Consider the following 12815-nt stretch of genomic DNA (forward strand, 5'->3'; position numbering starts at 1 on the left):
ACCTTTCCCCTTCCTCATGCTTCGTTGAGCGTTGCCTTTCCCACCTACCGGGGATTGCCCTTGAACTGATAACGATTGATTGGCCTGCCTACACCGCCATACTGCACATCCAGCAAGAGCAGGCCTTGCTTCTGAAGATACTCCAAATATCGGCGTGCCGTTACTCTGGCAAGACCTGTGCCTTCTGCAACCTCCTCCGCCGAGCGGGAACCCGTCTGCTCCTCCATATATAGAACAATCTGACGCAGCGTCATGGCCTGAAGACCTTTAGGCAGATCCTGCTCCTCCGACTTCACTACGGATTCCACTGCCTCCTGTCCATACAGCAAACGGTCCAGCTCGGTCTGTGATAGGGAGATCTCGCCTGTGAGACTGCCCCTCTTGGCCGCATATTGCTCCAATGCCTGCTTGACTCGCTCAAATTGAAAAGGCTTCATAATATAATCCACAGCCCCCAATTGCAGCACCCTGCGAATCGTCTCCAGATCATTAGCGGCCGTAATCGCAATCACGTCGATATTCAGTTCCTCGCTGCGCAGCTGACTAAGCGTGGTCAAGCCGTCCTGCACAGGCATGTACATATCGAGAATCGCTAAGTCTGGCTTCAGCCTGCGCATCAATTCCATGCCTTCCCGTCCGTTGGAGGCTGTTCCGATGACCTGAAATGGCCCTGCCCGCTCCACAAATTGCCTATGAATTTCAAGCACCATCGAATCGTCTTCAATCAGCACGACGGTTGTTGGATTGTTTTTCTTCATCATACCCCTTCTCCCAATCTCGCCACATGGGCAACGTAATCATAATACTCGTGCCTTCGCCTTCTGCGGAGTCAATATCAACCTTGCCGCCAGCCTCATCCACAATACTGTGCACCAGATGCATGCCGATGCCCCGATGATTGCCCTGCTTTGTCGTATAGCCCAGCTCGAACAAGTGCGTCAGGGTCTCCTTGCTCATGCCAAGGCCGTTATCCTCAATCAGCACGGAGCAAACATCTTCATTTTGTTCAATACTAATAAAAACTTCTCTATGTCCATCTGTATTAGATTGCAGCGCATCAAATGCGTTTTCCAGCAGATTACCCAGAACGACCACCATGTCATGATGATCCAACGCAGACGGCAATTCTTCCAGCCAGCTATGGTTGTCCAAACGGACCTCGATGCCCAGCTCCCTTCCACGGCTGATCTTGCCGAGCAGCAAGCCAGCGATACTGTCCACCCGGATGCGCTGATTCACCAGACGCAGCAAGCCCTCCTGCTGCTCGACCACCTCATACAGATAAGCTAGAGCTCGCTGCTCATCCCCCAGCTGAAGCAGTCCGCCAACCGTGTGCAGCTTGTTCATATATTCATGGCTCTGCACCCTCAGCGCCTCCACAAATTCTTTTACCCCGGTCAGCTCCTCGGCCATGCGTGTGACCTCCGTCCGGTCCTGAAAGATCGAGACCGCACCCACCACTTTTCCCTTCACCGTGATCGGAACCCGCGTGCTTACAATATGGGCAGGGCCGACAAAATCCGTATGGTTATAAAGCGGACGGTTGCTCCGAAGTGTGGCTGGCAGTCTTGAATCCGGCAGCACCTCCTGAACGGGACGCCCGATGACATCTCCGGCAACACGCAGCATTTCCTTGGCCTTGTCGTTAAAAATCGTAATCTTTTCCTGGCTGTCAATCGCCACAATACCCTCATGCATCGCCTGAAAGGTGGCCGTCCGTTCAACAAGCAGCCTCGCAATCTCCTCGGGCTCCAGTTCGAACATTCGCCGTTTGATATGGATTGCAAGCAGCCAGGAGCCCCAAATACCGAACAGCAGTGTAAGAAGCGAAATGACATAAATTTCACTCCGCATTCCGTGAATAACGGCACTCAGTGTCGGCAACAGATTGCCGGCAAGCACAACACCCACCTGCTCTCGCTCTGCGTTCATGACTGGCGCAAATGCCCGCAAGGCAATACCTTCCTCCCCCTGAGCCTTCGACAGGTACGTATGCTCGGCAAAGGCGGCCCTTTCATCCATTCCGCCAGAAGAGGTTCCGATCATCCGGTCTGCCGGATGTGTCCAGCGAGTTCCATTCATATCCATAATGACGATGTAGTCCATATGATTCACAATTCGAATACGTTCAGCCAGATCCTGAAGCGTCGGGCGCTTGTCCGTCTTTTCCAGACCTTCCGCCACAGCTGGAAGCTCCGCAACGGTGCGAGCCGTAATCAGCAAACGCTGTCCCAGCTCATCCTCCTTTAACGCAGCAATATGTCCGGTCAAAATAATGCCTCCGATGCAGAGGGCAAACAGCACAATGCCAAACGACAGAATCGTAATCTTTCCTTTAATCCGGAGTCCTTTGCGCACGATGTACCTCCAGTACCTGATTAACAGAATAAGAATTGATACCGCTTGCAACAAATCCTTTAGCGTATGATAAACTATAAACAGCCTGCTGAGCAACCGGAGGGATGCATACTATGAAATCATTTTGGGGGATCGGCCTGTTTGTCATGTTCGGGCTGCTTACAGCGACGGTGATCGGCTTCTATTCCCACTTAACCGCCGAGCCCGTCGTCTACGACTATGAACAAACGGGGTTGCATGAGGATATTGTCATTAAATTCAGTTATGTGGTAGCGGAAAATACACCCAAGGGACAGGCTGCGGAGAAATTCAAGCAACTGGTTGAGCAAAAAACAGGCAAACGCGTTCACGTGGAGCTTTTTCCCAACGGCATGTTATATAACGAAAGCAACGAGATGGAGGCGCTGCAGGACGGCAACGTGCAGATGATTGCCCAAGCTTCTCCAATATCTCCGAGATTATTCCGCAATGGATGGTGATGGACCTGCCCTTTGCTTTTCCAAACGAACAGGCCGTCATGGCTGCCTTCCAGGGGAAGATTGGAGAAGAGCTTCGGAAATCAGCCGGGGATAACGGCATGATCGCTATGGCCTTCTGGGGAAACGGATTTCGCCAGTTCACCTCCAGTAATTCGGCCATCGTGCATCCGGCAGACGTGCGCAATCTCAAGATGCGCATTCAGCCCAGTCGTGTCATTGAGGAACAGTATCGCATGCTCGGAGCTGCAACGTACACCTTCCCCTTCAATCAGATCTATAAAAATCTGGAGAAAGGGACCGTAGATAGCGAGGAAAATTCAATCTCGAATATCTACTCCAAGCGCCTCTATGAGGTACAGCATCATCTGACGATTACGAACCACAGCTATCTGGGTTACGGCGTATTGATGAACCGGGATTTCTGGGAAGGGCTTCCTGACCCGCTTCAGCAACAGATTGAAAGTGCTATGCAGGAAACGACCGAATGGGCCAATCGCAATGCCGTCGAACTGAATCGGAAGCAGTGGAGCCGTATCCAAACGTCCTCTGCCATGCAGATTATCCAGCTGGATGACTCCACGCTGCAGGAATGGCGAACCGCTTGGGAGCCTTTGTATGATCAGTACAAAACCTCCATTGGAAGCAAGCTGCTCGATGAAGTCAGACGACTTCAGAAGCAATACGGAACGCAGCCCCTCGAATGGATGGACACCGACACCTCTGCGGTCAGTCCTTCTTCCTTTTGGGCTGCGTCAGACCAACAGTAACGTGATACATGGTGCGGGACTCCGACGTTTGGCTATACCTCTCATAAGGAAGCAAAATATTCCTGCAAAGCCTCTTCAGCTTCGCAGGATTTTCTATTATTTACGACCATGATTCGATGCATCACATGTCCTGATCGTTTATTTACAACTTGGGAATAGAAAAGATACTCCCTTCCTTCTCGCACTCAGTTAACACGTAAAAAACACGTCCTTGCTCACTCTTCATTGTACCGATCCCTTTGCAGGTGTTGGTCGTAATCCCCTGTTTGGAGCCATAGGCATCCCTAGAGTTATCATAAGTCGCTTGAATCGCTGAGCCATCGTAAATCAATTCATGGATAATGGCCCCACCTTCAATGGTATACGTCGTCACACGAACCTGATCCTGCTGCTTGTTCTTCACATTCTTCACAAATGTTTTCCACTTATCCTTGTTCCGCATGCCTTGGAGAAGCACAACGACATCCCCGCTTTGCTCCGCTTGCTCAGGGTTATGTGGCTCAGTAATTTCCGGAAATGAATTCAAGATCACTGGAGAATCCACTGTCTGATCATTTGCCTCACAGGCAGTTAACATCATTAACGCTAATGAAAACGTGAGCAGTACTCTTTTCATCCAATCACCTCATGTTTACGACGCTAACGGGTCCCTACATGTTACCTATGTGCTGTTAGTAATAACTTAAACACACTCAGTACGGATCTTCAATATAAAGGAAATTTTATCATTTGTATGTAACTTCAACTCTCCATAAAGTGTTTATATAGCAATGCATTATTCACATCCATCTCATCCGAAAAAGAGGCGATACCATGCGTTCGGTTAACCCATTTGATGATACAGCAAAAGAAAAACGACACTCCACTTCACGCTTGAATCATAGACCCACGGGTAAAAGTAAATCAGCACGACGATTCGCCATTGCAATGGCTGCCGCATTAGTTGCATCAAGCCTGCTGATTGAGCTGACAGCTGTGCCAACTACTCATGCAACTACTAACCTACAGCATTCCGCCAGTAACACTTCTGTTCAATCGAATGCAGCAAACACAGAGAAGAAGCTACATTATACCGCTGTAGAGGGAGCTTATTATTACACAGTCGCCTTGAGAAGTGATGGTTCGGTATGGACCTGGGGCCGTAATCTGTTCGGAGAACTGGGTATAAGCGAAAAGGTCCGATATCGTCATACGTCTAGTCCAATCCGAATACCGGAACTATCCCATGTAATAGCAATTTCAGCCGCTGGCGGTGGGATCAACGCAGCCGTTCAGGCGGATGGAACCGTCTGGGAGTGGGGTGCTGGTAAACTACCCAGCAAAGTCGAAAGCATCCACTCTGCGAAGGATGTGGTGACTGGTACTTTCAACGTCGCCCTTCTCCAGAACGGGACAGTCTGGTCATGGCAGCACCCAGCGGCTCAAGGAAGCGATTCTGATCACTTACGTAAACCGCATGCGATTAGCGGACTGAAAGATGTCATCCAGGTTGGATCCGCAGGTCTGCATGGATATGCTCTGAAGAAAGATGGGTCCGTATGGACGTGGAATGAGCCCGACGAACCCGGTAAAGTCCTGTCCAAACCTACCAAAATAAAAGGCCTGACCAACATATCTTCGATCACAAGTTCAGATACATCCCTGCTTGCACTGGATAAGAAAGGGAAAGTTTGGGGTTTGGACGATACAGGGAAAGCGATCGCTTTTGATTACGACTTCAAGGTGAAGAAGATGGATGGAAATTCACAATATAGGTTATTACTCACGACATCTGGTGAGGTGTACAGCTACGGAAGGACCGTTGCTGGCAAAGAAGGAAAAGTAAACCATCTATCCGGCATTACTGATATTTCAGCAGGATATTACCACAGTCTTGCCTTATCCTCGGATGGAACCGTCTGGGGCTGGGGAAGTGATAAGTACGAGGAAGCGGGGGCACCTGCAACATCATCAGGAGGCATGGTCTACAAACCCGTTCAAGCCAAGATGGGTACAGATGTATTTCTGAACGGTGAGCTGTTCCAGTCCATGTATGCGGCTGTCGAAACGCCTAAGACCGTGCAACTGCCAATCAAAGCCATCGCCGCAGCACTCGGAGCAGAATTTGAGGTTCATCAGTTGAAAGGTAGTCTGGACCACTATACGTTGATATATGACAATCGGACAATCACAATCCGCCCTAACGAAACAAAGTATGTTTTAACTTCCGCAGATGCGTCTGGGGAGCAAGTCATGCAGCTACCTGAACCCATAAATAATTACTCGGGAGCAACCACAGTGCCTTTTGAGGTATTGCGTGGTTTGGGATTGAACGTGTCCTGGGATTCAGAGAAAGCTATGCTGACCATCGACGATGCTGATAAGAAAGATTCAGGGAGCTAAACAAGCCGCTTAACATACAAAAAAATCCCCTTCAAGTAAACGTCTTGTTCTTGATGAACACCGTTTACTTGAAGAGGATGGATATAAATCATCTCTATCCCTGAACTACTATATCCGGACTCCTACTTCTCGAACCGGAACCAGCCAAAGTCAAACTGACTACCCGGCAAGAAAATAAAGGTTACCTTCTGCATACCTTTAACCTGCTCAAGCTCAAACACCCGCTCCTCATATCCTTCGGACTGTGTGAACTCGACCAGTTGATTGCTCTGTCCGTCCTCACCTGCAAAACGGATATGAATCGTGTTTTTATCAATCGGCGAACGGCCATAGATCACGAGCTTCGATGTGCCTTCTGCGGTGAAGTCCATGTTTTCAAACTCCAGCGACACATTGTTCCCGATCCCCTCAACATGATCGCCCTCGATCTTGAATGTATCTCCATAGAGATGATCGCATGATGCCGCCGTATTCTGCTCGAATGCGCGGCTTTGGCGCTCAAACGTGAAGCCTTTGATATGAATCTTCTGCTTCAGTACAAAACAGATCGACGTAATCCCGCTTAGCCGCTTGGACAGCTGATACGTCTCTTCCTGATACACATTCCATCTGGATTCTTTGTCGTACACCACATCTGCCAGCAGTGTGCTTCCCTCTTCATCCGGCATGCCTTCCCAGATCTGAATGAAGTACTCCTCACTGGACAGCGCAAAGATTGGAATCGTAATGGTGTCAGAGCCGTACGGCCCGAAGTCGATATTGCGGAAGCCCACATGTGTCTCCCCATCCCGGCTTGTCGCTACCCCGCGTTCATTGCCGTTGCCGACATCCCCTTTGGTGTAATCGTAGAGTCCGCCAGTAATGAAGCCGTATGGATCTTTGTAAGCCGTGCCCAGACCCGTTGCTTTGAACTCCAGTTGGGAAATCAGTTTCGTTTTATCGGTACCGTTACTGCTCGTCGCACGAAGTCGGAATTCACCATCCCCAGCGCCATGACCTTCACTGCATGTTGACTCTCTCCATCCACGTCCGCTTCCGCATGAATCACTTCGACCTTGGCAATGTTGGATTCAATACCTGCATCGTTCACCACCGCCCACTCGATATCCCGGTAGGATGTGTTCTCCGGATACAACTTGGCGCTCACCGTCATCTGCTGTTTCGATGGATCGAATAGCTGCCCATCTTCGCTGATGATCTCGATTTTCCGTAAAGGAATCTCCTGCGCGCGTCCCGTCAACACCGGACGTTCCGTATTACTCATGAGTACAGTTTGTTCCTGACCTGCAGTAGCCCCGGAATCACCGAAGGTAAGAACTCCTGCGCCTTCAACAGCTCTCGATTCGAACTCGGCAGCTGCACTTTCCAATCCTTCCGAAGTCACCTCAATCTTCACCGTTCCCGATTCGTTCGTTGCCCCGATGATTGCCATCAGCTTACCGCTGAACAATCTTCTGCTCAGTCCTTTGTATGGATCATAGTCCGTGCTATCGCCATTATCCAGACCAAGCAGACGGCCTGCACCTGTTACTTGGACCTGCACACGGTTGTTTGCATTTTGCACAGGATTGCCTGCTTCATCTTCCACTTGAATTTCCACGAAAATCAGATCTGTGCCATCCGCTTGCAACTGCTCCCGATCGGCTTGCAGGCGAACCTTCTTCGCATCTGTAAAGGATCTTTGCACATCCGTTGCAATAACGTTGCCGTTTTCATCATAAGCGATGGCTTTCAACTCACCCTCTTCATACGGCACTTTCCACCAGCCTGCCAGCTGAGTTCCCTTTGCATGGTCGATATCATACGTGCCGATCGTCTTGCCATTCAGCTGCAATTCAATCTTCGGCGCATTACTGCACACGCGTACATCGATCAGCTGACCAGGGCTGAAATCCCAGTATGGGAACAGGTGAACCATCGGATTTTTCTTGTAATCCGTCCAGGCTGCTTGGTAGATATAGTAGGAATCTTTCGGGAACGTTGCTGTATCCAGCTGTCCAAAATATGAATTCTTCGTATGATATGGTGTCGGCTCTCCGATATAATCGAATCCGGTCCACAAGAACTGCCCCAATGAATACGGAGTATCCCGTTCTGCCAAAATGCAATATTCTGCCGACTTCGCGCCCCAGCTTGTCGTGCTGTTACCCAAAGCCGAGCACTGCTCGTCATCATCCGCCAGAATGGATTGCTCAAACGGGAAGTGATAGATCCCACGGCTCTGCACTACAGACGACGTTTCACTACCATAGATAATCCAGTCCGGATGTTCCTCGTGATGCTTGTCGTAGTACTTTTCCGCGTAGTTATAGCCTGCGAGCTTCACGATATCAGCGCATTTTTGCGCGTTTTCCCATGGCATGTAGTTCGAACCAATCGTCACGCCTGCATTCCCTTTTGGGTCAAATTCCAGTACATACTCCATCAGCATGCGAGTCACTTCCTGCCCCGCTCATCCGCATGGGTATCATAGATTTCGTTCCCGATACTCCACATGATCAGACATGCATGATTACGATCCCGCTTCACCCAGCTCTTCACATCGGTATGTGCCCATTCCGGGAAAAATCTCGCATAGTCGTAAGGAGTTTTGGCTCTCTCCACATGTCGAACGCTTCCGAAACAATCAGCATGCCCATTTCATCCGCAAGCTCCATGAACTCTTTGGCAGGCATGTTATGAGCGGTCCGGATGGCATTGACGCCCATTTCCTTCAACAACCCAAATCTTCTGCGCAGCGCCGTCAGGTTAAAAGCAGCCCCAAGCGCCCCAAGATCATGGTGTTCACACACGCCGTTCAGCTTCATCTTGACCCCATTCAGGTGAAAGCCTTCTTTTGCATCCAGCTTGATATCCCTAAAGCCAATCCGCTGTTTAACGGACTCGATCGTCTCATACCCCTGCTCACCTGTAGCCACTTGCAGCTCCGTTACCAGCTCATACAGATTCGGTTCATCCGGACTCCATAAGTTCGGTTGATCCACTTTCAGCAGTTGGCTGTTGGATTGTATCTCTCCTTGTCCAGCGTCTTTACCCGCTGTAGTCGTAACGTCCGCTTTGCTGGATACGATCTGCTTACCCTGATACCAAATCGTATGCACAAGCTGTGCGTTCTGGTCGAGATTCAGCTCCGTATCCACTTCAACCTGCCAACCTTCTAGCTGCTGCTGAATGGATACATAGGTACCGTCTGTGATGATATGGTTACGATCTCTCGTTTTGAGCCATACATTGCGGTAAATTCCGGCCCCGGAATACCATCTGCTGTTGGGGCTCTGATGCACAACTTTGACTATAATTTCGTTGTCGCCCTCCACCAATGCACTCGTGATCTCATGCTCAAAAGCCGAATAGCCATACTTCCATTCCCCACAAGCTGCCCGTTCACATATACGGAAGAATCCATGTACACCCCGTCAAAACAAAGCAGAAGCTGCTGCTCCTCCTTCGTATATGGGAATGTCTTGCGGTACCAACCAATGCTGTCCTCATACAGTTCAAGCGTATTATAGATCAGCCAATCATGAGGAAGCTCCACCGGTTCAAACGTTAACCCCGCAGGATCCGTAACCTCCAGCTTACTTTTCGCAAACTGCCATCCATCTGTAAAAAGCCTTTTCTGATTCATCTCAGCTCTCACTTTCTGTGTGTTTTATGATTGCGGTTACAAACAAAAATATACTTCTCACCGAAAACCTTTTCGGAACTATTCTGGTGAGACCATAACCTTCACTCGATTATATCATCTGACCGCTCTCTGTACGTCCATTTTGGGCAGATTTAATTAAAAAAAGATCCCGCTCTCGATTGATTCAAATCGGGACCTTACGAATTCTATTTTTATTCATCTAACTACATTAATCATTCATTAAAAATATGGCACTGCTGTCTGGACTCCTATTCTTCCCTTTTGTTAATTCAAAACAAATTATAGATTCCATGTCTGTCAATCGATTCCTGTAATTTCTTGTCGTGCTATGTTAGATTATCCATTGGAATAATATCACATATATAGATAGGGGAAATTAGAACGTGAAGAAATCATGGGTACTATCAATCATTATGAGTTTTGTTTTGCTCGGCGGGGTATTCACAACTGCAGGGTCGTATGCCGCTGCTGCAGATGACTCAACCACTACATATTCGGAGGACGCCTACTCCGAAGTTGACACAACAGAAGAAGAGCCGGAACTTACAGTCGAGGAAGAGGATTTCCTGAACTACCTGGATCAACTGGATAGCGCAGCGGTATATGAGGAGAAAGCCTTCGATGGTATGGCTGGCAGCTCATATATTACGTCTTCCAATCGCAAGTCCGTTTTCCTGAAATTGACCAATACAGCCATTCCCAACTACACCAAGTATGTATCCAAGCTGAAGCTGATCAAGCCGCAAAATGCGGAACTGCAAAAAATCCATGCCACTTTGATCAAAGGAAGCTATACACAATTGGAAGGATTCCAACTCGCTAAAAAAGCTGTCTCCAAAACAACGGTAAACAGTGCAGTCCTGAAACAAGGTAACGCCAAAATTGATGCAGGCAAGAAAAGCATCGAGAAATATCACAAAGAACTGTCTGCCTATGCCAATAAACTTGGGTATGAATTTTAGTAAATAGACCACCAAAATGTGTGGTGATTTTGAATCATTTTACCCTCACACATGTAGTGGGACACACCATTTGTTCCCAAATAAACAAATTGAGATTTCAGGAAAAAAAAGTGTTTTCTTTTTCCAAATTAGTTCGTATAATAGCACTATAATCAAAAGGCTATGCTGCCGAAAGGTACAACCTCGTAAACATTGGGGTTGTGCCTTTTTTGCGTTTATAGCCGTATGATCCATCCCAACCAAGGAGTGAATGTCATGTTACTTGAAGCTATTTATCATCGTCCCAAAATGAATTGGTCCTACGTATACGACCGTTCGACCATGCACCTGAGACTCCGTTCCAAACGCGGCGATCTGGATGCCGTTATCGCTATTGTCGGGGATAAATATGCCTGGGATCGTACGATCCTCCACCTTCCTATGCGGATCTTTGCCCGTGATGCCCTGTTCGATTATTGGGAAGTGGAAGCGCAACCACCCTACCGCAGATTGCGCTACGGCTTCCAGCTCATCAAGGGAGAGGAATCCGTCTGGATGACCGAACGGGGATTTGAGCAGGCCCTGCCCGATCATCCACTGGAATTTTTTGATTTTCCATTTATGAACCCGGTAGATATCTTTCAACCGCCAGCTTGGGTTAAGGATGCTGTGTTCTATCAGATTTTCCCTGAACGTTTTGCCAATGGTGATCCTTCGATCAGTCCGAAGAACGCAGAGCCCTGGGGCGGTGAACCGACGCCTTTCAATTTTTTCGGGGGTGACCTGCAAGGCGTTCTGGACCATCTCGACCATCTGAGTACGCTTGGCATTAACGCCATTTATTTCTGCCCGGTGTTCCAGGCTACAACCAACCATAAATACAATACCTCAGACTATATGAGGGTCGATCCCCACTTTGGCACCAATGAGAAATTGAAGGAACTGATGGATGCATGCCATGAACGTGGCATACGGGTTGTTCTGGATGCGGTGTTTAATCACTCCGGGAGAGAGTTTCTTCCATTCGTGGATGTGCTTGAGAAAGGGGCCGCTTCCCGTTATGCGGACTGGTTCCATGTCAGAGAGTGGCCGGCGCGTATTGAGGATGGCATTCCCACATACGAAACCTTTGCCTTCGAACCCCTTATGCCCAAACTGAACACGGAGCATCCCGAGGTCAAAGAATATTTGCTGGAGGTGGCCCGCTACTGGATTCAGGATATGGGTATCGACGGCTGGCGGCTGGATGTTGCCAATGAGGTAGACCATCAATTCTGGCGTGAATTCCGGCAAACGGTCAAAACCCTTAATCCGGATGCCTATCTGCTCGGCGAAATCTGGCATGATTCCATCATGTGGTTGCAAGGAGACCAGTTTGATGCGGTTATGAACTACCCATTCACCAATTCCGTCATGGACTATGCCGTGCTCGGCAAGCTCGACGGTCTCGGGTTCGCCAACGAGATTGGCAAACTGCTTGCTGCTTATTCCCAGCCTGTAACCGAGGCAGCTTTCAACCTGCTCGGCAGTCATGACACGCCGCGACTCCTCACCCTATGTGAAGGGGATGTACGCAAAATGAAGCTGGCTGTCATGCTGCTGCTGACGTACCCAGGTGCTCCTTGTATTTACTATGGTGACGAGGTGGGACTCGACGGAGGTTATGATCCAGGTTGCCGCAAATGTATGGAGTGGGACGAACAGAAGCAGAACAAGGATCTGCTCGACTTCTTCACCCAAGCCATTGCCCTGCGTAAACAACACGCTGCATTGCGCGGTGCGGACATCACGATGATTTACGCTGAAGCCGGAGATCCATGCATTGCTATTGGACGCAAGGATCAGGAGACCGGGGAACAATTCGTGCTCGTCCTGAATGCAAGCGAAGAACCCCGCAGTATAGAGTTACCACTACACCAGGGGACTTGGCGTAATGTATTCTCAGCCACAGCTCGGGAAACTCAGCAGAACAAGCTGAAGCTGGACTTGGAAGCGTACGGTTTCTCCCTGCTGCAGCTGGATGTGAAATCACACGTGAAAGCATAACATCTTGCTTCATTCTAAATCCTTCCTCCGATGCGACTCTGGGTACGTCGTATAAAGATATCTCACATTAAATTGTGTAAAGGCTTATCTCTCGTACGAATCACTTCGAATCTGTTCAACAAAAGGGGAACCGTAGATGCGTAAAGCATCATCGGTTCCCCTCTCCAATTACGACTCACTATTTCCCATCCTG

At 49.0% G+C, this 12815-nt stretch carries 6 protein-coding genes and 2 pseudogenes; 4 read left to right on the forward strand and 4 right to left on the reverse strand.

The window, feature by feature from the left end:
• Window positions 1–44: 44 nt before the first annotated feature.
• The gene (locus tag ACTWJ7_RS30545; RefSeq protein ID WP_079349963.1) at window positions 45–761 is read right to left on the reverse strand and encodes a response regulator; all 717 of its coding nucleotides are present in this window, start codon (window positions 759–761) and stop codon (window positions 45–47) included.
• A complete protein-coding gene (locus ACTWJ7_RS30550; protein WP_301880762.1) occupies window positions 721–2358 on the reverse strand; it encodes an ATP-binding protein in 1638 nt (545 codons plus the stop codon). Before ACTWJ7_RS30550 ends, ACTWJ7_RS30545 begins: the two co-directional genes overlap by 41 nt.
• Window positions 2359–2504: 146 nt before the next feature.
• Between ACTWJ7_RS30550 and ACTWJ7_RS30555 the strand changes: the two are divergent.
• Window positions 2505–3604 (forward strand): annotated as a pseudogene (locus tag ACTWJ7_RS30555) (DctP family TRAP transporter solute-binding subunit).
• Between the two features lie 142 nt (window positions 3605–3746).
• On the opposite strand, the gene ACTWJ7_RS30560 reads toward ACTWJ7_RS30555, so the two are convergent.
• Complete coding sequence (locus ACTWJ7_RS30560) at window positions 3747–4220, reverse strand: DUF4362 domain-containing protein (RefSeq protein ID WP_301880764.1); 474 nt, start codon at window positions 4218–4220, stop codon at window positions 3747–3749.
• Window positions 4221–4417: 197 nt separating this feature from the next.
• On the opposite strand from ACTWJ7_RS30560, the gene ACTWJ7_RS30565 reads away from it, so the two are divergent.
• On the forward strand, window positions 4418–5986 hold the full coding sequence (locus ACTWJ7_RS30565; RefSeq protein ID WP_301880765.1) for a stalk domain-containing protein: 1569 nt from the start codon (window positions 4418–4420) through the stop codon (window positions 5984–5986).
• 122 nt (window positions 5987–6108) lie between these two features.
• Here ACTWJ7_RS30565 and ACTWJ7_RS30570 read toward each other — a convergent pair.
• A pseudogene (locus tag ACTWJ7_RS30570) lies at window positions 6109–9614 on the reverse strand (DUF4982 domain-containing protein).
• 404 nt (window positions 9615–10018) lie between these two features.
• Between ACTWJ7_RS30570 and ACTWJ7_RS30575 the strand changes: the two are divergent.
• Both ACTWJ7_RS30575 and ACTWJ7_RS30580 read left to right on the forward strand, forming a co-directional pair.
• Window positions 10019–10597, forward strand: coding sequence for a hypothetical protein (locus tag ACTWJ7_RS30575; protein ID WP_301880767.1), 579 nt, complete (start codon window positions 10019–10021; stop codon window positions 10595–10597).
• A 255-nt stretch (window positions 10598–10852) separates the two neighbouring features.
• Complete coding sequence (locus tag ACTWJ7_RS30580; RefSeq protein WP_301880768.1) at window positions 10853–12622, forward strand: alpha-glycosidase; 1770 nt, start codon at window positions 10853–10855, stop codon at window positions 12620–12622.
• Window positions 12623–12815: the final 193 nt, after the last annotated feature.

The sequence above is a fragment of the Paenibacillus sp. 1A_MP2 genome (assembly GCF_052244825.1).
Taxonomy (GTDB): domain Bacteria; phylum Bacillota; class Bacilli; order Paenibacillales; family Paenibacillaceae; genus Paenibacillus; species Paenibacillus vandeheii.

Bases quoted from the DNA above. Each gene is read 5' to 3' on its own strand.
- ACTWJ7_RS30545 (WP_079349963.1), bottom strand. From the start codon at position 761: ATGATGAAGAAAAACAATCCAACAACCGTCGTGCTGATTGAAGACGAT.
- ACTWJ7_RS30560 (WP_301880764.1), bottom strand. From the start codon at position 4,220: ATGAAAAGAGTACTGCTCACGTTTTCATTAGCGTTAATGATGTTAACT.
- ACTWJ7_RS30565 (WP_301880765.1), top strand. From the start codon at position 4,418: ATGCGTTCGGTTAACCCATTTGATGATACAGCAAAAGAAAAACGACAC.
- ACTWJ7_RS30580 (WP_301880768.1), top strand. From the start codon at position 10,853: ATGTTACTTGAAGCTATTTATCATCGTCCCAAAATGAATTGGTCCTAC.